The organism is Micromonospora craterilacus (assembly GCF_003236315.1).
Taxonomy (GTDB): domain Bacteria; phylum Actinomycetota; class Actinomycetes; order Mycobacteriales; family Micromonosporaceae; genus Micromonospora; species Micromonospora craterilacus.
The window spans coordinates 18265-41511 of sequence record NZ_POTY01000013.1; the positions used below are offsets into that span (position 1 = coordinate 18265).

23 protein-coding genes are annotated in these 23247 nt (G+C 72.4%); 8 read left to right on the forward strand and 15 right to left on the reverse strand.

The features are described 5' to 3' along the window. Positions 1-30 precede the first annotated feature (30 nt). The 4 genes from C1I95_RS04035 to C1I95_RS04050 all read left to right on the forward strand — a co-directional run bounded on the left by C1I95_RS04035 (position 31) and on the right by C1I95_RS04050 (position 4039). Complete coding sequence (locus C1I95_RS04035; RefSeq protein WP_111212400.1) at positions 31-1311, forward strand: sensor histidine kinase; 1281 nt, start codon at positions 31-33, stop codon at positions 1309-1311. After that, complete coding sequence (locus C1I95_RS04040) at positions 1308-2003, forward strand: response regulator (protein ID WP_111212401.1); 696 nt, start codon at positions 1308-1310, stop codon at positions 2001-2003. Before C1I95_RS04035 ends, C1I95_RS04040 begins: the two co-directional genes overlap by 4 nt. A gap of 81 nt (positions 2004-2084) precedes the next feature. Beyond that, positions 2085-2981 (forward strand): ABC transporter ATP-binding protein, encoded by an 897-nt coding sequence (locus tag C1I95_RS04045; protein ID WP_111212430.1) that lies wholly within the window; start codon positions 2085-2087, stop codon positions 2979-2981. Then, positions 2978-4039 (forward strand): ABC transporter permease, encoded by a 1062-nt coding sequence (locus C1I95_RS04050; protein ID WP_111212402.1) that lies wholly within the window; start codon positions 2978-2980, stop codon positions 4037-4039. Before C1I95_RS04045 ends, C1I95_RS04050 begins: the two co-directional genes overlap by 4 nt. Positions 4040-4069: 30 nt before the next feature. Here the strand turns inward: C1I95_RS04050 and C1I95_RS04055 are convergent, their stop codons facing one another. The 6 genes from C1I95_RS04055 to C1I95_RS04080 all read right to left on the reverse strand — a co-directional run bounded on the left by C1I95_RS04055 (position 4070) and on the right by C1I95_RS04080 (position 8919). Then, a complete protein-coding gene (locus C1I95_RS04055; protein ID WP_233513353.1) occupies positions 4070-4687 on the reverse strand; it encodes a ribonuclease FAU-1 family protein in 618 nt (205 codons plus the stop codon). Between the two features lie 203 nt (positions 4688-4890). Beyond that, positions 4891-6162, reverse strand: coding sequence for an MFS transporter (locus tag C1I95_RS04060; protein ID WP_111212404.1), 1272 nt, complete (start codon positions 6160-6162; stop codon positions 4891-4893). Continuing rightward, on the reverse strand, positions 6155-6772 hold the full coding sequence (locus tag C1I95_RS04065; protein WP_111212405.1) for a winged helix-turn-helix domain-containing protein: 618 nt from the start codon (positions 6770-6772) through the stop codon (positions 6155-6157). Before C1I95_RS04065 ends, C1I95_RS04060 begins: the two co-directional genes overlap by 8 nt. Before the next feature lie 177 nt (positions 6773-6949). Next, positions 6950-7699, reverse strand: coding sequence for a YebC/PmpR family DNA-binding transcriptional regulator (locus C1I95_RS04070; RefSeq protein ID WP_111212406.1), 750 nt, complete (start codon positions 7697-7699; stop codon positions 6950-6952). Positions 7700-7921: 222 nt separating this feature from the next. After that, complete coding sequence (locus C1I95_RS04075) at positions 7922-8218, reverse strand: hypothetical protein (RefSeq protein WP_111212407.1); 297 nt, start codon at positions 8216-8218, stop codon at positions 7922-7924. Between the two features lie 2 nt (positions 8219-8220). Then, complete coding sequence (locus C1I95_RS04080; RefSeq protein WP_111212408.1) at positions 8221-8919, reverse strand: NADPH-dependent FMN reductase; 699 nt, start codon at positions 8917-8919, stop codon at positions 8221-8223. Positions 8920-9022: 103 nt separating this feature from the next. Between C1I95_RS04080 and C1I95_RS04085 the strand changes: the two genes are divergently transcribed. Then, positions 9023-9871 carry a helix-turn-helix transcriptional regulator gene (locus tag C1I95_RS04085; protein WP_233513355.1) on the forward strand — a complete coding sequence of 283 codons (849 nt, stop codon included), beginning with the start codon at positions 9023-9025 and terminating at the stop codon, positions 9869-9871. Positions 9872-9986: 115 nt separating this feature from the next. Here C1I95_RS04085 and pdxT read toward each other — a convergent pair whose 3' ends face one another. The 6 genes from pdxT to pgsA form a co-directional block, all read right to left on the reverse strand. Continuing rightward, positions 9987-10592, reverse strand: coding sequence for a pyridoxal 5'-phosphate synthase glutaminase subunit PdxT (pdxT, locus tag C1I95_RS04090; RefSeq protein WP_111212410.1), 606 nt, complete (start codon positions 10590-10592; stop codon positions 9987-9989). A gap of 72 nt (positions 10593-10664) precedes the next feature. After that, positions 10665-11582 carry a pyridoxal 5'-phosphate synthase lyase subunit PdxS gene (gene pdxS, locus C1I95_RS04095; protein ID WP_111212411.1) on the reverse strand — a complete coding sequence of 306 codons (918 nt, stop codon included), beginning with the start codon at positions 11580-11582 and terminating at the stop codon, positions 10665-10667. 147 nt (positions 11583-11729) lie between these two features. Next, complete coding sequence (locus C1I95_RS04100) at positions 11730-12236, reverse strand: hypothetical protein (RefSeq protein ID WP_111212412.1); 507 nt, start codon at positions 12234-12236, stop codon at positions 11730-11732. A 26-nt stretch (positions 12237-12262) separates the two neighbouring features. Continuing rightward, positions 12263-13423, reverse strand: a complete 1161-nt coding sequence (locus C1I95_RS04105; RefSeq protein WP_111212413.1) for a glycosyltransferase family 4 protein — start codon at positions 13421-13423, stop codon at positions 12263-12265. A gap of 14 nt (positions 13424-13437) precedes the next feature. After that, positions 13438-14316, reverse strand: a complete 879-nt coding sequence (locus tag C1I95_RS04110) for a phosphatidylinositol mannoside acyltransferase (RefSeq protein WP_111212414.1) — start codon at positions 14314-14316, stop codon at positions 13438-13440. 73 nt (positions 14317-14389) lie between these two features. Then, positions 14390-15022: a phosphatidylinositol phosphate synthase gene (gene pgsA / locus C1I95_RS04115; RefSeq protein WP_111212415.1), complete on the reverse strand. Its 633-nt coding sequence runs from the start codon at positions 15020-15022 to the stop codon at positions 14390-14392. 247 nt (positions 15023-15269) lie between these two features. Between pgsA and C1I95_RS04120 the strand changes: the two genes are divergently transcribed. Beyond that, on the forward strand, positions 15270-17423 hold the full coding sequence (locus C1I95_RS04120; RefSeq protein WP_111212416.1) for an elongation factor G-like protein EF-G2: 2154 nt from the start codon (positions 15270-15272) through the stop codon (positions 17421-17423). Positions 17424-17439: 16 nt separating this feature from the next. Here the strand turns inward: C1I95_RS04120 and C1I95_RS04125 are convergent, their stop codons facing one another. Then, a complete protein-coding gene (locus tag C1I95_RS04125; protein ID WP_111212417.1) occupies positions 17440-18498 on the reverse strand; it encodes an aldo/keto reductase in 1059 nt (352 codons plus the stop codon). A 201-nt stretch (positions 18499-18699) separates the two neighbouring features. Beyond that, positions 18700-19245: an HIT family protein gene (locus C1I95_RS04130; RefSeq protein ID WP_233513354.1), complete on the reverse strand. Its 546-nt coding sequence runs from the start codon at positions 19243-19245 to the stop codon at positions 18700-18702. 178 nt (positions 19246-19423) lie between these two features. On the opposite strand from C1I95_RS04130, the gene C1I95_RS37070 reads away from it, so the two are divergent. After that, the gene (locus tag C1I95_RS37070) at positions 19424-20173 is read left to right on the forward strand and encodes a D-Ala-D-Ala carboxypeptidase family metallohydrolase (RefSeq protein ID WP_199523597.1); all 750 of its coding nucleotides are present in this window, start codon (positions 19424-19426) and stop codon (positions 20171-20173) included. A 63-nt stretch (positions 20174-20236) separates the two neighbouring features. On the opposite strand, the gene thrS is transcribed toward C1I95_RS37070, so the two are convergent. Beyond that, positions 20237-22240, reverse strand: coding sequence for a threonine--tRNA ligase (thrS, locus tag C1I95_RS04140; RefSeq protein ID WP_111212418.1), 2004 nt, complete (start codon positions 22238-22240; stop codon positions 20237-20239). Between the two features lie 191 nt (positions 22241-22431). On the opposite strand from thrS, the gene C1I95_RS04145 reads away from it, so the two are divergent. Further along, complete coding sequence (locus C1I95_RS04145) at positions 22432-23247, forward strand: DUF1775 domain-containing protein (protein WP_158566282.1); 816 nt, start codon at positions 22432-22434, stop codon at positions 23245-23247.

Sequence of the window (23247 nt, forward strand, 5' to 3'; positions counted from 1 at the left end):
ACCGAGCAACGGGATGACATCGTAGCCAGGGTGACCACCGAGACCCCCGACGACTGGCGGCGGACCGGGCCCACACCCGAACAGCAGCGCCTGGACCTCTACGCCGGGCTCGCCGCGACGGCGCTGGCCCTGCTCAGCCTCACGCTGGCCCGCAGCACCGGGACGTTCCTGCTGGGGCCACCGCCGTCCGGCCTCGAACAGGTCCTCTGGACCGTCGCGGTGCCCCTGCCGCTGATCTGGCGGCGCCGCTTCCCCGCCGCCACCGCGTTGGTCGTGTCGGCCGCGTTCATCGGGTCGCAGGCACGTGCCGTCCCCGAGTGGCAGCTCTCCCAGTGGGCCTTGTTCGCCGCCATCTACACCCTGGGCGCCTGGGGTCGGGACCGCCGGCTGTCCCGGCGGCTGCGGATCGGCCTGATCGCCGGCATGTTCGTCTGGCTCGGGGTCTCCTACGTGATCAGCTTCGGCACCCTCACCGCGGACGCCTTCGCGGACGCGATCGGGCCGGTGCCGCCGCTGCTCGCCGCGATCGTCACCGGCGTACTGATCAACACGCTGTTCTTCGGGTTCGCGTACTTCTTCGGGGAGACCGCGTGGATCGCCGCCCGCCGGCAGCACGAGCTGGCGGAGCAGGCAGAGCGGCTGCGCCGGTCGCAGGCCGAGGTCCGGGAGCACGCGGTGGTCGGCGAGCGGGTCCGGATCGCCCGGGAACTGCACGACGTGGTCGCCCACCACGTGTCGGTGATGGGGGTGCAGGCGTCGGCCTGCCGCCGGGTCTTCGACAAGGACCCGGCGAAGGCCCGGGTGGCGTTGACCGCGATCGAGGAGACCGCCCGCACCGCGGTCGACGAGCTGCGCCGGATGCTCGGCGTGCTGCGCGCCCGCGACGGCGCCCCGGACCACGCGGAGCAGCCCGCCGGGATCGACCAGGTGGACGCCGTGGTCGACCGGGCCCGCGAGGCCGGGCTGCGGGCGACCCTCGGGGTGTACGGGGACCCCACGCCGCTGCCGGAGTCGCTCTCCCAGGCCGCGTACCGGGTGGTGCAGGAGGCCGCCACGAACGTGTTGAAGCACGCCACCGGGGCGACCGTGATCGACGTGCGAATTCGCTATCTGGAACACGAGGTGGAGGTCGACGTGACCGATGACGGCCGGGCCACCCGACCGGCGAACGCCGACGGGCTGGGGCTGATCGGGATGCGCGAACGGATCGCCGCGCACGGCGGCGCCCTGGAGGTCGGCCGGCGGACCGGCGGCGGCTGGCGGGTGCGGGCCCGCTTCCCGCTGCCGCTGACCGTGGGGACTCCGGCATGAGTGAGTCGGTGCCGCCGATCCGGGTGCTGCTCGCCGACGACCAGCATCTGGTCCGTACCGGCTTTCGGGTCATCCTCGAGGTGGAGGACGACATCGAGGTGGTCGGCGAGGCCGCGGACGGCGAGCGGGCGGTCGGCATGGCTCGGGCGCTGCGCCCGGACGTGGTGCTGATGGACGTGGAGATGCCGGGGGTCGACGGGCTGGCGGCCACCCGGCGAATCACCTCGGAAGCGGCCGAGCCCGGCGACCCGGCCGTGCTGATCCTGACCACCTTCGACCGGGACGACTACCTGTTCGCCGCGCTGGCGGCCGGGGCCAGCGGCTTCCTGCTCAAGAACGGCACGCCGGAGGCGCTGGTCGAGGCGATCCGGGTGATGGCCCGCGGCGAGGGACTGCTCGCCCCGGAACTCACCCGGCGGGTGATCGCCACCTTCGCCCGGCCCGGCGCCCCGACGACCGGCGCTGGCACCGCACCGGAGGTGGCGCTGCGCGACCTCACACCCCGGGAGCGGGAGGTCCTGGAGCTGGTGGCCCGGGGCGCCAGCAATGCCGAGATCGCCGCCGCGCTGCACCTGGGCGAGGCGACCGTGAAGTCGCATGTCAGCCGGATGCTGGCCAAGCTCGGCCTGCGCGACCGGGTGCAGACGGTGATCTTCGCGTACGAGCACGGGGTGGTCCGGCCCGGCGGATGAGCGCCTCCGCCGCAGGGCGGAGCCCGGATCTCCGCCGCCGGACGGAAGGCAACGGATGATCGGCGATCTAGCGTGAACGCCGTGACCTCGGTACTCCGCCTCGACGGCGTCGACCGCAGCTTCGGCGACCGTCAGGTGCTCAAGAACGTGTCCTTCGATGTCGTCGCCGGCCGGATGACCGGCTTCGTCGGCGGCAACGGCGCCGGCAAGACCACCACCATGCGGATCATCCTCGGGGTGCTCGCCCCCGATGCCGGCCAGGTGCGGTGGCAGGGCACGCCGCTGAGCCGCGAGGCCCGGCGGCGGTTCGGCTACATGCCCGAGGAACGCGGCCTCTATCCGAAGATGAGCGTCCGCGAGCAGGTGACCTACCTGGGCCGGCTGCACGGGCTGACCGCGGATGCGGCCCGGCGCGGCACCGACGAACTGCTGGAGCGGGTCGGGCTCGCCGAGCGCGGCGACGACCTGCTGGAGACGCTGTCGCTGGGCAACCAGCAGCGGGCCCAGATCGCCGCCGCGCTGGTGCACGAACCCGAGGTGCTGGTGCTCGACGAGCCGTTCTCCGGCCTGGACCCGCTGGCCGTGGACACGGTCGTCGGCGTGCTGCGCGAGCGGGCCGCCGCCGGCGTACCGGTGCTCTTCTCCAGCCACCAGCTGGATGTCGTCGAGCGGCTCTGCGACGACCTGGTGATCATCGCGGACGGCACGATCCGGGCCGCCGGCGGCCGCGAGCAGCTGCGCCAGACGTACACCACGCCCCGGTTCGAGCTGGTGGTGGAGACGGATGCGGGCTGGCTGCGGGACCAGCCCGGGGTGTCCCTGGTCGATCTGGACGGTGCCCGCGCCGTGTTCGACCTCGCGCCCGGCGCGGACGAGCAGCCGGTGCTGCACGCGGCGTTGGCCCGCGGCCCGGTCCGCGCGTTCCGCCCGGTCAGCCCCTCCCTCGCCGAGATCTTCCGAGAGGTCGCCGCCCAGTGAACATCATGCAGGCCACCCGCCTGGTCGCCGCTCGGGAGATCCGGGTCAAGCTGCGCGACCGTACCTTCCTGATCAGCACTGTGTTCTTCCTGCTGATCGCCGCGGCGGCGACCATCCTGCCGCCGCTGCTCTCCGGCGGACCGTCCACCGTGGCGGTGACCGAGGCGGCGGCCGGTCCGCTGCGCGCGGCGGGGCTGGAGGTGCACACGGTGCCCGACGACGCCGCCGCCGAGCAGGCGGTCCGCGACGGCGACGTGGACGCCGCGGTCGTCACCGGCCCGGCCGTGCTCGCCATGAACGAGGCCCCCGACGACGTGGTCTCGGCGCTGAGCAGTGCGCCCCCGGTCCGGCTGCTGAATCCGGACGCGGTGGACCCGGTGGTGGCCTTCCTGGTGCCGTTCGCCTTCGCCTTCATCTTCTTCATCACCTCGCAGACCTTCGGCGTGCAGATCGCGCAGAGCATCATCGAGGAGAAGCAGACCCGGATCGTGGAGATCCTGGTCGCCGCGGTGCCGGTCCGCGCGTTGCTCGCCGGCAAGATGCTCGCCGGCACCATCCTGGCGCTCGGGCAGATCGGGCTGGTCGCCCTGGTCGCGGTGGCCGGGATGGCGTTCGGCGACAACAACGGACTGCTCACGCTGCTCGGGCCGGCGATCGGATGGTTCGTGCCGTACTTCCTGCTGGGCTTCGTGCTGATCGCAGCGATGTGGGCGGCGGCCGGTGCGCTGGTCAACCGGCTGGAGGACATCGGCGGCGTGTCGATGCCGGTGCAGCTCGCGGTGATGCTGCCGTTCTTCGCGGTGATCTTCCTGAACGACAACGCCACCGCCATGCGGATGCTCTCCTACCTGCCGTTCTCGGCGCCCACGGCGATGCCGCTGCGGCTGTTCACCGGGGACGCGGCCGGCTGGGAACTGCCGTTGTCGCTGCTGCTGCTCCTGGTGGCGGCCGCCGGGTTCCTGGCCGCCGGGGCCCGGGTGTACGAAGGGTCGCTGCTGCGCACCAACGGCCGCACCTCGATCCGTACCGCCTGGCGGGAGCGCGAGACGGCGGCCTGACCGCCGCCGCCTGCTTGTTGCCGGGTGTCCTCAGCAGGGGACGGTGGCCCAGCCGGCGGGCAGGCGCGGGACCGGCCAGGCCGGGTCGGGCTTCCAGGAGGCCCAGGACTCGTCCCACCAGCGCTCGCCGACGTCGAGCCGGGCGGCGATCCGGTCACCCTCGGCGCGGATCGCCTCGCCCATCCCCGGGTAGCGCCCCTCCACCAGCCGCTGGGCGAACATCTCGACGTCCTTGAAGACGTACCGGTCGGCGTCCGCCGCCCACCACAGGTCCAGTTCGTGGTCGAGGGTGTCCACCCCGACCGGCGTACGCCGGAACGGGTCCTGGAGGTTGAAGTACCAGCCGGCGAAGGTCCGGTCCGGGCCGGACCAGAACACGTCGACCGAGTGCGCCTCGCCGGGGCGCTGGAGCGTCAGCTTGCCGTGGCCGGTCCAAGCGGTGTGGCCCGCCGCCTGCCAGGGGTGGCGACCGCATGGGAAGGTCCCGTCGTCGGGAAAGCCGAACTCGGCCCCCGGCGGCAGGTAGAGCGCGAGCAGATCGGGCGAGTCCTCGACACAGATCGTCGGGCAGCCGAACCAGACCTCGCCGCGCAGGATCTCCCGCCGCACGACCACGTCCCCGGGCGTGAACCGTTTACCTGCCGTCACCGCTCCCCCGGGTTCCCGATCAGTCTTCCGCCAGCTCCGGCCGATGCTCCCTGATCCACGCCTCGACGTCGACTTCCGCCACACCTGCCCCCGCATCAGGTCCGCTACCGGCTCGGCGAAGTTCTGGTGGATTTCGGCCACCCGCCGGCCTCTTCACCTGACCCGCCGAGCGGGGTCGGCCGGGCAGAGACCGCGGCGGGAGGTCACCCCTCGGGCAGCTTGCGCATGGTGCGCAGCGGGGAGAAGACGACCCAGAACACCCCGAGCAGGGCCGCGAGGCTGGCGATCCAGAGGGCGGGACGTACCCCGATCGCGGCACCGAGTGCCCCACCGATCAGGGCGCCGATCGGCCGGATGCCGTAGTTGACGGTGCGTCTGAAGCCGGAGACCACGGCGAGCATCGCCACCGGCGTGGCGGCGATCTGCACCGATCCGACCGCGATGTCGAGGACCATGACGCCCAGCGCGGAGACGAACTCGGCGGCGAACAGCAGCGCGAGCACCAGCGGCTGCGGTCCCACGGCCAGCGGCACGAGGACCAGTGGGGCCGGGAAGAGGACGAACCCGAGGAGCACCGCGGGGCCGATGCCGATCCGGCGGCTGACCGGGCCGGTGACCGCCGCGCCGAGCAGTCCGCCGAACGCACCGGCCCCGATGATCAGGCCCAGCAGGCCCGGGGAGACGCCCAGTTCGGTGGTCACGTACAGCACGAAGAGCGCGGCGAACATGTAGTTGAACAGGTTGAGCGTGGTGGTGCCGAGCAACGTCGCCCGGAGGACCGCGGAGCGGGCCACGTACCGCACGCCGGCGGCCATGCCCTGGCCGGAGCCGCTCGCCAGGGGATGCTCGGTGACCTGTGTCCGGGCCAGGAAGACCGCCGAGGTCAGGTAGGTGAGCACGCCGGAGAACAGCGCGACCGGGGCGGTGAGCGCCTGCACGAGCAGGCCACCGATGCTCGGGCCGGCCACGTGCGACAGGGCTCTGCTGCCGTTGACCAGACTGTTGGCGTCCACATAGTCGGGCCGCTGGACCAGGGCGGCGAACAGGCTGCTGTGCGCCACCTCGAAGAACACCGAGAGGAGCCCGATGAGGAAGACCATGGCGCACAGCAGCAGCAGGTTCAACGCGTCCGCCCACCACAGCAGCGGCACGGCCAGCAGAAGGCCCGCCCGGCCGAGATCGGTGATGATCATTACTTGGCGCCGACGTGGCCGCCGGTCCACCCAGGCACCGGCCGGCAGCGAGAAGAACAGGTTCGGCAGTAGCGCGGCGGCGGTCAGGTAGCCCATCTCGGCGGGCCCGGCGCCGACCGCGAGCAGGGCCAGCAGCGGCACGGCGAGCATGGTGATCTGGTCGCCGAAGAGCGAGACGGTCTGCGCGGACCAGTAGCGGCGGAAGGCGGTCTGCTGGAGCAGCCGTGGGACGCGCGGCCGGCGAGACGGTGCCGGGTCGGCCCGGACGACGGTTTCAGTCATGGTCGGATCCAGCTCGCTGGCCCTCGGTGGGTACGGCTCCACGCGGCAGCGCCATCTGGATGATCATCACCGGGCGGGATCCGGGCGGACGTTTCGCCGGGTCGGCGATCCGCTCGTCGTACCGGGCCAGCAGTGCGTCGATCCCCTCCGTGACCTCGCGCAGCTCAGCGGCGGTGACGTGCAGCAACGCGTCGCCGAAGCCGGCGGCGGCCCGCCACTCGACGGGCTCGTCGGCGCGGACGGCGAGGTAGCCCTGCGCGCGTTGCACGTATTGGGCGAGCATCAAGCTGTTGAGCTGGTCGGCGGCGGACTTCATCGCCGGATCGTCGGAGTCGTCGTCCCAGGAGGTGTACTGCGTGGTGGCCCGCCAGGGCCGTTCCCGCCCGTCCGCCCCGGGGACGCGTTCGGCGAACCCGTACTTGGCGAGTTGCCGCAGGTGGAACGAGCAGTTCGGCACGTTGTCGTCGAGCCGGGCGGCAGCCTGAGTCGCGGTCATCGGGCCCTCGCCGCGCAACAGCCCGATCAGGCGCATCCGCAGCGGGTGCGCGTACGCCCGCAGGGCGCGTGGGTCAGTGACTTTGATCGAACGTTCGGGCACCTCGTCAGCCATAGGTAGAGAATGCTTTAGAAAGATATCTTTAGCAAGTGTCCGCCGTCCGACAACCAACAGGACGCCGTCACACCTTCCGAGTCCTGACACTCCGGGTCCTGACACACAGACAGGGCGCGCACCCAAGCCCGAGGCTCGCGTGCGCGCCCTGCTGTCGCGCCAGTCGTCGGGGCCGGCTCAGCCGACCGCCTCCATCACGTCGTCGCTGACGTCGAAGTTGGCGAAGACGTTCTGCACGTCGTCGCAGTCCTCCAGGACGTCGATCAGCTTGAAGATCTTGCGCGCGCCCTCCTCGTCCAGCGGCACGTTTACGCTGGGGATCAGCGAGGACTCGGCCGACTCGTACTCGATGCCGGCATCCTGCAGCGAGGTCCGCACGGCGAGCAGGTCACCCGGCTCGGAGACCACCTCGAACGCCTCGCCCAGGTCGTTGACCTCCTCGGCACCCGCGTCGAGGACCGCCATCATCACGTCGTCCTCGGTGGTGCCCGCCTTCGGCACGATCACCACGCCCTTGCGGGAGAACATGTACGACACCGAGCCGGCGTCGGCGAACGAGCCGCCGTTGCGGGTCAGCGCGGTGCGCACCTCGGTGGCCGCCCGGTTGCGGTTGTCGGTCAGGCACTCGATCAGCAGCGCGACGCCGTTGGGGCCATAGCCCTCATACATGATCGTCTGGTAGTCGGCACCGCCGGCCTCCAGGCCGGAGCCGCGCTTGACCGCACGATCGATGTTGTCGTTGGGGACCGAGTTCTTCTTGGCCTTCTGGATCGCGTCGTAGAGCGTCGGGTTGCCGGCCGGATCGCCACCGCCGGTTCGCGCCGCGACCTCCACGTTCTTGATCAGCTTGGCGAACATCTTGCCGCGCTTGGCGTCGATGACCGCCTTCTTGTGCTTGGTCGTCGCCCACTTTGAGTGGCCGGACATCTGTTACCTCCGTTGCTACCCGCCGCCTGCATCGACCGCACCGCACGCGCCCCGCTCCGCACCGGCGCACACGGGTGGTGCCGGTCAGCTCTGGTGGAAGCCGTGGCGGCCAGATGGCCCTGCCGAATCTCGACAATCCTACCGACGGACCACGAGTGGTCGTCACCCGCCGCACGTCAGCGGCCGACCCGATCAGTGCGATCAACGCATAGCGGACAAAAGCTATTCCCCCATGCCGTACGACCCCAGCACGGTGAACCCAGCTGTGCTCCGCTGCTCGCAGCGCTCCTCCAGGCCGGCCCGGTAACGCCGGAACGACTCCAGCTCCGGCAGCGGCCCCGGCAGATCCGGGCCCATGGCGACATCGACAAAGCGGTGCCCGTCGTCGAGTCGCAGAGTCAGGTAGCGGAACCCGGGCGGCCCGAGCCGGACCAGTTCCTCGTGCACGGCGCCGAGCAGGGTCAGGTGCTCGGCGAGGCGATCGGGGCGGACCTGGTACGTGATCAGGATGGTCTCCATGCTCACCGCCCCGCCACCGGGGCCACGGCCCAACCCGCCACCTCGCCGACACCACCGCCGGCCCGCTCCGGCTCCGGCCGATCGCCGGAGCCACGTCCCCCGGCGGCAGCAAGGAGGTCGGTGAGCATCGCCGTCAACGCCGCCGCCCGGCCCTCGCCAGGCGCGATCCGTGCGATGGCGGTCGGGTCGGACAAGTCATCGCCGGGCCACTCGAAGTCGGTGAAGAGTCCCAGCTCGACGTGGTTCGGCACGACCGTCATCCCCACCTCGGCGAGGATCGTCCGCAGATGCTCGACCGCCTGCCCGCCTCCGTTCACGCCGTAGCAGAGCACCCCAGCCGACTTGCCGCGCCACTCGGCGTCCAGATAGTCGATGCCGTTCTTGAGCACGGCCGGGACCGACCGGTTGTACTCCGGGGTGACGATGATGAAGGCATCGCACGCCGCCACCACCGCCGACCAGCGGCGGGTGTGGTCGTGGCGGTAGTCGCCGAACCTCGCCGGCACCGGTTCGTCCAGCATCGGCAGCCGCTGCTCCGCGAGGTCGATCAGCTCGACGATCGCGGCGCCGGTCCGTACCGCCGGGTGCCCGGCGGCCACCTCGGCCACCCATCCGGCCACCGCCGGTCCTCGTCGGCCCGGACGACTGCTGCCCACGACCAGGCCCACGACGACCGGTCCGTTCTTCTGCGCACTGTTCATGGCTCGATTCCACCCGCGGTCCGGCACCACCGGGAGGCCGGCGCGAGGGTAGCCCTGGCGGGGACACCCTCGCGCCCGGCGACACCGGCAGACTGGACCCGTGATGGACGGGGAGTTGGGCGCGTTCCTCCGCAGCCGCCGGGAGGCCCTGCGGCCCGGCCAGGTGGGGTTGCCCGAAGGTGTCCGGCGACGCACTCCAGGGCTGCGCCGGGCGGAGTTGGCCACGCTGGCCCAGGTCAGCGTGGAGTACCTGACCCGCCTCGAACAGGGCCGGGACACCCGGCCCTCGCCGGAGATCCTCGCCGCGCTGGCAGACGCCTTGCGGCTGGACGACGCCGACCGGCAACACCTACAGGAACTCGCGTCGGTCAACCATCGCCAGCAGCTGTGCGCCGGCGAGCGGTCGGCGGTCTCGCGTACCGTCCGTCCGGAGGTTCGGGCGCTGCTGGAGGCGCTGCGGGACCGGCCGGCGTACCTGCTCAACCGGCTCGGTGACGTGCTGGCCTGGAACGAGACGTTCGACCGGCTGGCCCGACCGCTGGGGCTGCTCGACGGTGCTCACCCCAACCTGGTGTGGTTCGTCTTCACCGACGAACGGGCCCGCGAGTATTTCCCCGACTGGGCGGAGCTGGCCGACCAGCAGGTCACCGAGTTGCACGGGCTGCGCCGCGGTGACCCGGCCACCGACGCGTTCGCCGAGCGACTCGGCCGCACCGTCGGAGCGCCGTTCATGTCCCGGTGGCAGCGCCGGCCAGTCGCGGTGAGGTCCACCGGCGTCCGCTGGTTGCGGCATCCGGAGGTCGGGCCGCTGCGGCTGGCGTACGAGACGCTGGACGTCGCCGACGACCAGCAGCGGCTGGTCGTGCAGCTACCCGCCGACGCTGCCAGCGCGGAGGCGCTGGACCGGTTGCTGGGCCGGCGGCCGGGTGGGCTGCGCTCGGTGGCCGGCTGAGGTCCGGCCCGGCAGTCGCCACGCTACGCGGACCGACTCAGCTCGCGCCGCGCGCCGGCCAGCCCAGCTCGCGCCGCACGCCGGCCGGCTCAGCTCGCGCCGCGCGCCGGCCGGCTCAGCTCGTGGTCCGGACCAGGTCCACGAAGTAGCCGTGCAGCCGCAGGTCGCCGGTGAGTTCCGGGTGGAACGAGGTGGCCAGCAGGTTGCCCTGCCGCACCGCCACGATCCGGCCGGCCGCCGGGCCGTCGGTCACCGTGCCCAGCACCTCGACGCCGTCGCCGACCCGCTCGACCCAAGGCGCTCGAATGAAGATCGCGTGCAGCGGCCCGCCGCCGATGCCGTCGACCTCCACCGGTGCCTCGAACGAGTCGACCTGCCGGCCGAACGCGTTGCGCCGGACGGTCATCGCGATCCCGTCGAAGCCGCGCTGGTCCGGCCGGCCGTCGAGGACCTCGGTGGCCAGCATGATCATGCCGGCGCACGAGCCGTAGACCGGCATGCCGGCGGCGATCCGCTTGTCGATCGGGTCGCGCAGCTCGAAGATGTCGACCAGCTTGCTGATCGTGGTGGACTCCCCGCCCGGGATGACCAGGCCGTCGACCGCGTCCAGCTCCTCCGGCCGGCGTACCGGGCGGGCCTGTGCGCCCGCTCCGGTCAGCGCGGTGAGGTGTTCGCGGACGTCACCCTGCAGGGCGAGGACACCGATCACGGGTGCCGTCACGTGCGTTCCTTCCGAGTGTTAAGAAGGGACCCTTCCTCTACAGGAGGCGTTAACAAGGGCCCTTCCTTCACGTCACCAGCCGCGTTCGGCGAGGCGGTGCGGCTGCGGGATCTCGTCGACGTTGATGCCGACCATCGCCTCGCCGAGCCCCCGGGAGACCTTGGCCAGCACGTCCGGGTCGTCGTGGAAGGTGGTCGCCTTGACGATCGCGGCGGCCCGCTGGGCCGGGTTGCCGGACTTGAAGATGCCGGAGCCGACGAAGACGCCTTCCGCGCCGAGCTGCATCATCATGGCGGCGTCGGCCGGAGTGGCGATGCCACCGGCGGTGAACAGCACCACCGGCAGCTTGCCGGTCTCGGCGATCTCCTTGACCAGCTCGTACGGCGCCTGCAGCTCCTTCGCCGCGACGAACAGCTCGTCGGTCGGCAGCGACTGGAGCCGGCGGATCTCCTGGCGGATCTTGCGCATGTGGGTGGTGGCGTTGGAGACGTCACCGGTGCCGGCCTCGCCCTTGGAGCGGATCATGGCAGCGCCCTCGGTGATCCGGCGCAGCGCCTCGCCCAGGTTGGTCGCACCACAGACGAACGGGACGGTGAAGGCCCACTTGTCGATGTGGTTGGCGTAGTCGGCCGGGGTGAGCACCTCGGACTCGTCGACGTAGTCGACGCCGAGGGACTGCAGGATCTGCGCCTCGACGAAGTGGCCGATGCGGGCCTTGGCCATCACCGGGATGGAGACCGCGTTGATGATGCCGTCGATCATGTCGGGGTCGCTCATCCGCGACACCCCGCCCTGCGCGCGGATGTCGGCCGGAACCCGCTCCAGCGCCATCACCGCGACCGCGCCGGCGTCCTCAGCGATCTTGGCTTGCTCGGCGTTGACCACATCCATGATCACACCGCCCTTGAGCATCTCGGCCATGCCACGCTTCACGCGGGCGGTGCCGACGACCGGGGTGGCGCTGGCGTTCGGGGAAGTCGTCTCGGACACGAATCATCGCTCCTCAGGCGTACTCGGGGAGGTGGCAGCGGAGATGCTACGCCCGGGTCAACGCCGTACCGACAGCCAATCAGACCCGTGGTGGCCTGCTCTGTGGCCGCCGTCACCCTCGCCCGGCAGCCGCGACCGACGCCCCGATCACCTGGTCGGGACGTCGGCGGCGGGGACGGCGAGGGTCGGGTCGTCGATGTCGAAGTAGCGGGGCCAGGTGTGCCCGCGCCCCATCCGGAACAGGCGTACCACCGGTCGGCCGCGCGCCGTACGGGCGTCGCGGACCAGGTCGGTGTGCACCTGCCGGGCCAGGGCGAGCCGCCGGCTGGCCGCGATGACGGCCTCACAGTCCGGGTCGGTGGGGTCGAGCCGGACCGTGCGCAGCTGCCGGGTCAGGTCGTTCTCGGCCGCCTCCCGCTCGTCCGGGCGGGCGTCCAGCGCGATGCGCGCTGCCGCGTACAGCTCGACGCCGTAGCGGCGTTCGGCCAGCACCGCCGCGGCGGCGGCCCGGCGCAGCAGGTGGGCGTCCAGGGCGCGGGCGGCCAGCTGGGCGCGGCCCTGCAGCCGCTCGACCCGGCCGGCGGTCCAGATCAGGTACGCCACGACCAGGGCGGCGACCACCGTCGCGCCCACCACCCACCACATGCCCGGCATCGTAGTGCTGCTCCCGTTCCTCCCGATCAGTCCGGCCCCACCCACTCCTGGTCGATCACCCGCCCGTCGGTTGCCTCGATCGCCGCTGCGTATACCTCCAGAACCCGCCGGGCAACCACGGGCCAGTCGAAATTTGCCACCACCTGGTCACCGCAGGCGGTCAACTCCGCCCGCTGGGCCGGGTCGTCCAGCAGCTCCGCCAGGGTCTCACGCAGCGCCACCGGGTCGCCGGTGGGGAACAGCCGCCCGGCCCGCCCGCCGTCGAGCACCCGACGGAAGGCGTCGAGGTCGCTGGCGACGACGGTGGTGCTCGCGGCCAACGCCTCGGTGAGGATCATGCCGAAGGATTCGCCACCCGTGTTCGGTGCGACGTAGAGGTGCACGCTGCGCAGCATCCGCGCCTTCTCCTCCTCGGGCACCAACCCGAGGAAGGTCACCCGTTCCCGAAGGTCGGGCGGAAACTGGTCGAACAGGTCGTCCGGGTCACCGGGGCCGGCGACCAGCAGGCGCAGCCCGGGGCGCTGGCGGGCCAGCTCGACGAAGGCGTCCCGCAGGATCGGGAAGCCCTTGCGGGGCTCGGTGAACCGACCCAGGAAGCCGAGCGTGCCGCCGGTACCCGGCGCGCACTCCCCGGGCCACCCGGGCAGCGGCTCGACCCCGGCGAACTTGGCCACCGCGACCCCGTTGGGAATCTCCACCGCGCCGCCGTCCAGGTGCTCGACCTGCACCTTGCGGGCCAGGGCGCTGACCGCTATCCGCGCGGTGATCCGCTCCAGCACGATCTGAAGTGCGCCCTGGGCGGCGGAGAGCACCCGGGAGCGGGTCATCGCGGTGTGGAAGGTGGCCACCACCGGCCCCCGGGCGGAGAGCACGGCGAGCATGGACAGGCTCAGCGCCAACGGCTCGTGCACGTGCAGCACGTCGAAGTCGCCTCGGGTGATCCACCGGCGTACCCGGGCGGTGGAGACCGGGCCGAAGGCGATCCGGGCCACCGAGCCGTTGTACGGCAGCGGCACCGACCGGCCGGCCGGCACCACGTACGGCGGCAGCGGCGAGTCCTCGTCCGCCGGGGCGAGGACGCTCACCTCGTGCCCGAGCCCGATCAGCGCCTCCGCGAGGTCCATGACGTGGTTCTGGACCCCGCCGGGCACGTCGAAGGAGTACGGGCAGACGATGCCGATCCGCATTGCGCCCGTCCCCCTCAGTCCAGCCACATCCGCTGCAACATGTGCCAGTCTTGCGGATTCCGGGCGATGCCCGCCGCGAGACGGTCGGCGATCAACTGGGTCAGCGACCGGACCCGGGCGTCCAGCGTGCCCTCCTCAGGCCCCGGCACCGGCAGTGGGCCGTCGAGCAGAGCACACGCCGCATCCGGTTCGTACCACATCGACGCCACGTACAACGGCGCCCCGGAGCGTAGCGCGAGCAGGGCCGGGCCGGCCGGCATCCGAGTCCGGCCGCCGAAGAAGTCCACCTCGACCCCGCGGGTGGACAGGTCCCGGTCGGCGAGCAGCGGCACCACCGCCCCGGCGGCGAGCCGGTCGGTCAGCACGTCGATCGCCGGGCGTTCACCGCCGGTGGTGGGCAGGATCTCCATGCCCAGGCTCTGCCGGAACGCGAGGAAGCGCTGGTAGACGCCCTCCTGCTTGAGTCGCTCGGCGACGGTGGACAACGGCCAGCCGTTGGCCGCGACCCATGCCCCGGCCGCGTCCCAGTTGCCGGCGTGCGGCAGCGCCACCACCGCGCCGCGCCCGGCCGCCACGTCGGCGGCGAGCAGCTCGGCGCGCCCCAGCCGGAACCCGGCGAGGATCTGCTGGCGGCTCAGCGACGGCAGCCGGAACGCCTCCATCCAGTAGCGGGCGTACGAGCGCAGGCCCTGGCGGACCAGCTCGTCCAGCTCGGCCTCGGGCAGCTCTGGGCCGACCACCCGACGCAGGTTGGTGGCGAGCCGGGTGGCGCCGGCACCGCGGCGACGGTGGGCCCGGTCGGCCACGGCGTTGAACCCCGCGGCGGCGACCGGCCGGGGCAGCGCGCGGATCAGCCGCCAGCCGGCGGCGAAGCCGAGTTCGGTGGGGTTCACCGGGGTGGGCCTCCCGCCCGGGCGTGTGTCGAGGTCCCGGCGGGAGTCCTCGACCCACGCCTCCGTGTGCCGCTCACCCGTGGCCGCCGGGCGCGCCGACCTGCTGGGCCTGCCGGTACACGTGCCGCATCCGCTGGCCGACGGTGAACAGCGACACCGCCGCGAGCAGCCACAGCGCGATCGGCAGCGCCTTGGTGACGCCGAGCCCGGTGAGCAGGCCGCCGACGCCGACGATCAGCAGCCGCTCGGTGCGCTCGGCGATGCCGACGTTGGCGCTCATCCCGAGCCCCTCGGCGCGGGCCTTCACGTACGACACGAGCCCACCCGCGGCCAGGCAGATCAGCGCGGCGGCCATCCCCGCGCGATCCCCCCTGCCGGCCAGGTAGAAGGCGACCGCGCCGAAGACCGCACTGTCGGCGACCCGATCCATGCTGGAGTCGAGAAACGCGCCGAATTTGGTGGAGCCGCCGCTCATCCGGGCCATCGTCCCGTCGAGCAGGTCGGTGAGCGCGAAGACCGTCACGATCAGCGCACCGGCGACCAGATGCCCGCGGGCGCCGAAGCCGAGCGCGCCGACGAGCACCCCGAGGGTGCCCGCGACGGTAACCGCGTTGGGGGACACGCCCGCGCGCAGCAGGCGGCGGGCAATCGGCTCCACGACGCGGGTCATCCCCGCGCGAGCCGACACTTGGAAGATCTTCGCCATGGCGGTCCCACGATAACGGTCGTCGCCCGACCAGCGACACCGCCGGTCTGACCTGGCAGGGTTGTGCCGGTCCCGCCATCGGGTGTGAGATCGAGCCGGGAGGGTGAGCCGGCTCACCTGACCGCCCGTTGACTGCCCGGTTCGGAGCGATCCACCGGAGGATATCGCCGCAGTACCCGCCCGGGCCGCATCTCCGTCGCGCGCGGCGGTCGCCACCCACCACCACCGGCTGAGGGAGGTGCGCCCGATGGCGCAGAAGAGTCAGGACAAGGGGGTTACCGCCGGCGTTCCGGCGGTCACCGATCCTGCGAGGATCCGCAACGTGGTGCTCGTCGGGCACTCCGGAGCGGGCAAGACGACCCTGGTCGAGGCGCTGCTCGCGGCGACCGGCACGATCGCCCGGGCCGGCTCGGTCACCGACGGGAACACCGTCTGCGACCACGACCCGGCGGCCGTACGCCAGCAGCGTTCGGTGGCGCTGGCCTGCGCGCCCCTGGTGCACGACGGCATCAAGGTCAACCTGCTGGACAGCCCCGGCTACGCCGACTTCGTCGGTGAGCTGCGCGCCGGCCTGCGCGCCGCCGACGCCGCGCTGTTCGTGGTCTCCGCCGTCGACGGGATGGACGCCGCCACCGCGGCGCTGTGGGAGGAGTGCGCCGCGGTCGACATGCCCCGGGCGGTCGCGGTCTCCCGGCTGGATCATCCGCGCGCCGACTTCGACGAGGCGGTGGCGCTCTGCCAGCGGGTCTTCGGCGACAACGTGCTCCCGCTCTACCTGCCGATGCTGGGCGACGACGGGGTCTCCACCGTCGGCCTGCTGGGGCTGATCACCCGGCGGGTCTTCGACTACACCGACGGCCTGCCGCCGCAGGTCCGCGAACCCGACCCGGAGCACCTGCCGGCCATCGCCGAGTCCCGCAACGAGCTGATCGAGGGGATCATCGCGGAGAGCGAGGACGAGACCCTGATGGACCGGTACCTCGGTGGCGAGGAGATCGGCGCCGACATCCTGATCGAGGACCTCGAGAAGGCCGTCGCCCGCGGTCACTTCTACCCGGTGGTGCCGGTCTGCGCGACGACCGGGGTCGGGTTGGACGCGCTGCTGGAGGTGCTCACCGCCGGCTTCCCGTCGCCGCCGGAGCACGCCCTGCCGGCGGTCACCGGGGTGGACGGCTCGCCCCGCCCGCCACTGACCTGCGACCCGGCCGGTCCCCTGGTCGCCGAGGTGGTCAAGACCACCATCGACCGGCACGTCGGGCGGGTCTGCGTGGTCCGGGTCTTCTCCGGCACGCTGCGTCCCGAGCAGACGGTGCACGTCTCCGGGCACGGCCTGGCCGAGCGCGGCCACCCCGACCACGACGCCGACGAGCGGATCGCCCACCTCTACAGCCCGCTGGGAGCCACCCTGCGGGAGGTCGGGGTCGCCGTGGCCGGCGACATCTGCGCGATCACCAAGTCGGGCAGCGCGGAGACCGGCGACACCATCTCCGCCAAGGACGAGCCGCTGCTGATCGCCCCGTGGGAGATGCCCGAGCCGCTGCTGCCGGTGGCCATCGTGGCGAAGTCCCGCTCGGACGAGGACGCCCTGGCCCGCAACCTGGCCCGGCTGGTGGCCGGCGACCCGACGATGCGCCTGGAGCGCAACCCGGAGACCCACCAGCTGGTGTTGTGGTGCATGGGCGAGGCGCACGCCGACGTGGTCCTCGACCGGCTGCGCGCCGGCGGGGTCGAGCTGGAGACCGAGCCGGTGAAGGTGGCGCTGCGGGAGACGCTGACGACGGCCGCACGCGGGCACGGCCGGCACGTCAAGCAGTCCGGCGGGCACGGCCAGTACGCCGTCTGCGACATCGAGGTGGAGCCGCTGCCGCGCGGCGCCGGTTTCGAGTTCGTCGACCGGGTGGTCGGCGGCGCGGTGCCGCACAACTACATCCCGTCGGTGGAGAAGGGGGTACGCGCCCAGATGGAGCGCGGCCTGGTCGCCGGCCACCGGGTGGTGGACCTGCGGGTGACCCTGGTCGACGGCAAGGCGCACAGCGTGGACTCCTCCGACGCGGCGTTCCAGACCGCCGGAGCCCTGGCGCTGCGCGCCGCCGCCGACGGCGGGCAGCCGACGCTGCTGGAGCCGATCGACGAGGTGAGCATCCGGGTGCCCGACGGCAACGTGGGCACCGTGATGGGCGACCTGTCCGGTCGGCGCGGCCGGGTGCTCGGCACCGAGCCGGACCCGGACTCGGAGGGGCGCACCCTGGTCCGCGCCGAGGTGCCCGCCACGGAACTGCTGCGCTACGCCGTCGAGCTGCGCGCGATGACCGCGGGGGCCGGCACTTTCCGCCGCCACTTCGTCCGTCACGACCCGATGCCGACCCACCTCGCCGACCAGATCCGCAAGGAACACACCTGACCGTGGTCCGCCCCGGTCAGGGGCGGGCGGTGGGCAGCATGGGGCTGGGCCAGTAGGGGCGGTCGACCTCGCGCAGGGCGGCGGCTCGCAGGGCAGCGAGCTGCCGCTCCACCTCGGCGAACTGGTCGGGGCTGAGCGGTCCCCGGGCCAGCGCCGCGGCGTTCTCCTCGACCTGGGCGACGCTGCGGCAGCCCGGGATCGGAATCGTCCGGTCGCTGCGGGCCCAGATCCACCCCAGGGCGCCCTGGGCCAGGGTGCGCCCGTCGGCGGTCAGCGCCGCCCGGACCGCGTGCACCCGGCGCAGCCACTCCGGGGCGGGTCGCCCACCCCGGAACCACTCCAGCCAGCCCGAGGTCATGCCCCGCACGTCGTCGCGGGGCAGCCTCGAGGCGGGGTGGTACTTGCCGGTGAGCAGCCCCATCCCGAGCGGCCCCCGGTTGATGCTGGCCAGGTCGTACTTGGCGCAGACGGCGAGCAGGTCGGGGGCGTCGCGCAGCACCGACAGGCTGTGCTGCACGGCGGCGGCGTGCCGGGCGTCCTGCCCGAAGGCCGCGGCCCGGTCGGCCCGGTCGGTGCTCCAGCCGTACGCCCGGATCAGGCCGTCGGCAACCAGATCCTCCAGGGCGCCGATCAGCGCCTGCGCCCGGGCCACCGGCAGGTCGGCCAGGTGCAGCTGGTAGAGGTCGATCCGGTCGGTGTCGAGCCGGCGCAGCGAGTCCTGCACGGCCTGCCGGAGGTACGCCGGCGAGGCGTCGGTCCCGGTGGCCTGTCGGGCCCGCTCGTCGAACGTGTAGCCCCACTTGGTGGCGATGACCGCCGCGTCGCGCCGGCCCGCCAGGGCCCGCCCGAGGACCCGCTCACCGTGCCCGGCGCCGTAGGTGTCGGCGGTGTCGAACAGCGTCACGCCGAGGTCCAGGGCCCGGCGGATCGCCCGGATCGACTCCTCGTCGTCGACCGCTCCCCAGCCCAGCGGGGTGCGTCCCTCGGCCCAGGGACCGGCGATCGCCCAGCAGCCCATGCCCAGGGCGCTGACCTCGATGCCGCTGCGGCCCAGCGTCCGCGTCGACTCCGCCATCGGCGCATCGTGCCATCTTCCGGACAGGCTTTGACAGACATCCACCACGGTCATCCGTACGGGCGACCGGGGTTCGTGGATCACTCCGGCGCGGGCCGTTTCCCGCCCGCCCCGGCGTGCCGTGCCGCGGTGGCCCGCCCACGCAGCTCAACGGCCGGACACGCCGACGCGCCGGCGTGTCGCACCGGTGACGCTGCGCGGTCAGGAGGGCCAGGCGCGGGTGAGGAGGTCGCGGGTGTCGCCGAGCAGTTGCGGCAGCACCTTGGTGCGCCCGATCACCGCCATGAAGTTGGCGTCGCCGCCCCACCGGGGCACCACGTGCTGGTGCAGGTGGGCGGCGATGCCGGCGCCGGCCACCCCGCCCTGGTTCATCCCCAGGTTGAAGCCGTGCGCGTTGCTGACCTTGCGGATCACCCGCATCGCGGTCTGGGTGAACGACGCCAGCTCGGCCGTCTCCGGCCCGTCCAGGTCGGTGTAGTCGGCCACGTGCCGGTACGGGCAGACCAGCAGGTGGCCCGCGTTGTACGGGTACAGGTTGAGCACCGCGAACACGTGCTCACCCCGCGCCACCACCAGGCTCTCCTGCGGTGGCCGGCTCGGGGCCAGGCAGAACGGGCAACCGGCGGGCTTGTCGTAGCCGCCCTCGGGCCGATCCTCACCGGCGATGTACGTCATCCGGTGCGGCGTCCAGAGCCGCTCCAGGCCGCCGGCCAGGTCCCTGTCGGTGTTCGCCTCCGCCCCAGTCACATCGGCGATCCTACGTACCGCGCGGCGACCACTCACCACCCGCACCGCGGCACCGCTCGCGGGACGGCAGACGCTGACGCCCCGTTGCAAAGCCAATCAAGGATTTCTTGACTCTTGCATTGACATACGTAAAACTTCCAATCCATCTTGCGTCGAAGATCGTCGATTGGAGCTGATCGTGGAACGACGTAAACTCCGACAACGCCTGGCACAGGCCGTCACCGCCGGTGTGATGGCCGTGGCAGCGAGCCTGGTGGCGGTGACCGCCACCGGCACCGCCGCCCAGGCCGACGGCTGCTACACCTGGGGCCGCATGCTGTCCTCCGGAATGACCGGCGAGGACGTACGCCAGCTGCAGATCCGGGTCTCCGGCTACCCCGGCTACGGTGCGGTGCTCGGCCTCGACGGCGCGTACGGTCCGGCTACCCGGGCCGCGGTGATCCGTTTCCAGCAGGCGTACGGCCTGGCCGCCGACGGGGTGGCCGGCCCACAGACGTTCAACCAGATATACGCGCTCCAGGACCCCGACTGCACGCCGGTCAGCTTCAGCTACGCCGAGTGGAACCGGTGCAACAGCGACTGGTCCGGCGGCGCGGTCTCGGCGAGCACCGCACGGTTCAACGCGCTGGTCTCGATGTGGAAACTCCAGGCCATGCGCCGCGCCATGGGCAACGCGCCCATCTACCTCAGCAGCGGGTTCCGCAGCTACTCCTGCAACAATGCGGTCGGCGGGGCCAGCAACAGCCGGCACCTCTACGGCGACGGGATCGACCTGGTCGGGTCGCACTCCTTCTGCGCGCTCGCCCAGCAGGCCCGCAACCACGGTTTCAGCAACATCCTCGGCCCCGGCTACCCGGGCCACAACGACCACACCCACCTGGGTAACTCGCCCAGCCGCTCCTGGTCGGCGCCGAGCTGCGGCATCTGACGACGACCGGCACACGCCTAGACGGCGGCCCCTGCGCCCGGCAGGAGCCGCCGTCGCGGCAGGTCAGGCGGCCGAAGGGCCGATGTTGGTACGGGACGAGACCACGTCGAGGACGTGGGCGACCGCCTCGGCGAGCGGCACCCCGTTGCGCTGGGAGCCGTCCCGGTAGCGGAACGAGACGGTGCCGGCGGCCACGTCGTCGTCCCCGGCGATCACCATGAACGGGATCTTCTGCTGCTGGGCGTTGCGGATCTTCTTCTGCATCCGCTCGTCACCGGCGTCCACCTGGGCACGGATGCCCTCGGCGCGCAGCGCGGCGACGAAGCCGTGCAGGTAGTCGGTGTGGTCCTCGCGGATCGGGATGCCGACCACCTGCACCGGGGCCAGCCACGCCGGGAACGCCCCCGCGTAGTGCTCGGTGAGCACACCGAAGAACCGCTCGATCGAGCCGAACAGCGCCCGGTGGATCATGACCGGCCGCTGCCGGGTGCCGTCGGCGGCCTGGTACTCCAGGCCGAACCGCTCCGGCTGGTTGAAGTCGACCTGGATGGTGGACATCTGCCAGGTCCGACCGATGGCGTCCTTGGCCTGCACCGAGATCTTCGGGCCGTAGAAGGCCGCGCCACCCGGGTCGGGCACCAGGTCCAGCCCGGAGGTCTCGGCCGCGGTGCGCAGCGCCTCGGTCGCCTCCGCCCAGTCGGCGTCCGACCCGATGAACTTCGGCGAGTCGTCCCGGGTGGACAGCTCCAGGTAGAAGTCGTCCAGGCCGTAGTCGCGCAGCAGGTCCAGCACGAACGACAGCAGCGTGGTCAGCTCGCCGGCCATCTGCTCCCGGGTGCAGTAGATGTGCGAGTCGTCCTGGGTCAGGCCCCGCACCCGGGTCAGGCCGTGCACCACGCCCGACTTCTCGTACCGGTAGACCGTGCCGAACTCGAACAGCCGCAGCGGCAGCTCACGGTAGGACCGCCCGCGCGCCCTGAAGATCAGGTTGTGCATCGGGCAGTTCATCGCCTTGAGGTAGTACTCCGCGCCCTCCAACTGCATGGGCGGGAACATGGTGTCGGCGTAGTACGGCAGGTGGCCCGAGGTCTCGAAGAGCTGCGCCTTGGTGATGTGCGGGCTGTTGACGAACTCGTACCCCGCCTCCTCGTGCCGGCGACGCGAGTAGTTCTCCAGCTCGCGGCGGATGATGCCACCCTTGGGGTGGAACACCGCGAGACCGGAGCCGATCTCGTCGGGGAAGCTGAACAGGTCGAGGTCGGCACCGAGCTTGCGGTGGTCGCGCCGGGCGGCCTCCTCCAGCAGCTTCAGGTACGCCTTCAACCCGTCCCGGGTCGGCCAGGCGGTGCCGTACACCCGCTGCAGCTGCGGGTTCTTCTCCGACCCGCGCCAGTACGCGGCGGCCGAGCGCATCAGCTTGAACGCGCCGATCAGCCGGGTGTTCGGCAGGTGCGGGCCGCGGCACAGGTCCGACCAGCAGACCTTGTCCCCGTCGGCGGCGAGGTTGTCGTAGATGGTCAGCTCGCCCCCACCGACCTCCATCACCTCGGAGGAGTCCAGCCCCTCGCCCTTGACGTCGATGAGTTCCAGCTTGAACGGCTCGGCGGCCAACTCGGCCTTGGCCTGGTCCAGGCTGTCGAAGCGACGGCGACGGAACCGCTGCCCGGACTTGACGATCTCCTGCATCCGCTTCTCGAGCCGGGCCAGGTCGTCGGGCTGGAACGGCTTGTCCACCGCGAAGTCGTAGTAGAAGCCGTTGTCGATCGGCGGGCCGATGCCGAGCTTGGCCTCCGGGAAGACGTCCTGCACGGCCTGGGCGAGCACGTGCGCCGTCGAGTGGCGCAGCACGTTCAGCCCGTCCGGCGAGTCGAGGGCGACCGGCTCGACCGCGGTCTCCTCGGCCGGCTTCCAGTCCAGGTCGCGCAGCATCCCCTGCGGGTCGCGGACCACCACGATCGCCTTCGGGCCGGTGGTGGGCAGCCCGGCCGCGGCCACCGCGTCGGCCGCCGTCGTCCCGGCGGCGACGACGACGGGGTCGGCCACGGCGGGGGTACGGGGTGCGGACACGGGTGACTCCTCACAGCAGGTGAAATTGACGATGCCGAGGTTGGCTCACTGCGATGCTATCGGTCGCGCCGCCGGCCACCACCGCCGACACCGCCAGCACCGGACCGGGCCCACCGTTGAACCTTCCCGGCCCGGGATCCGTACCAGCCGGTGTGGCCGCACGGCCGCGTCGACACGGATGGGAACCCAACATGGCGATGACGCGCGGCGGGAGCCGTCGACGCCGGGGCGGGCCGGTGGCCGTCCTGGCCACGGCCGCGGTGCTGCTCTGGCCCGCCACGGCCCAGGCGGCCGACGCGGGCTTCACCCCGACCGAGGCCCGGCAGGGCGAGGCGGTGAAGCTGGAGTTCGTGGTACCCGACGAACGGCCCGGGGTCCGTACCGAGCGGATCGAGATCCGGTTGCCGGCGGACACCCCGATCGCCGAGGTCTACCCGCTGTCCATCGACGGCTGGGCGCCGCTGATCACCACCCGCAAACTCGACACGCCGGTGGCGGGGATCCACGCGCCCGCCACCGACATCGTCACCGCGTCGGTGACCTGGTCCCGGACACCCGCCTCAGGTGACGGCCCGGCCCGGCTGCCGCTGTCGATGGGCCCGCTGCCGCAGACCGACCGGCTCACCTTCGAGCTGTTGCAGACGTACGCCGACGGCATGGTGGTGCGGTGGGGCGACGGCCCCGGGCAGCGCCTGCTGCCCGCGCTCACGCTGCTGCCGGCGGATCCGGCCGTGGCCGGCGGGCACGGCGGACATGGCGCGGCACCGGGCGGCCAGCCCGGCGACGCCCCGGCCGAGGCCGCGCCGGACACCGGCCCGAACGCCAACAGCCTGCTCGTCGCCGGGCTGCTCGCCGGCCTCGGCGGCGGCGCGGTGGTGGGCTGGCTGATCAGCCGCCGGCGCCGGGCCCCGGCCGACCAGATCGACCGCTCGGTGCTCGACCAGGAGCCGGCCGCCGTGCCGAACGGCGCGACCGGCGAGGTGGTCGAGGCGGGTGCGGTGCGCTGA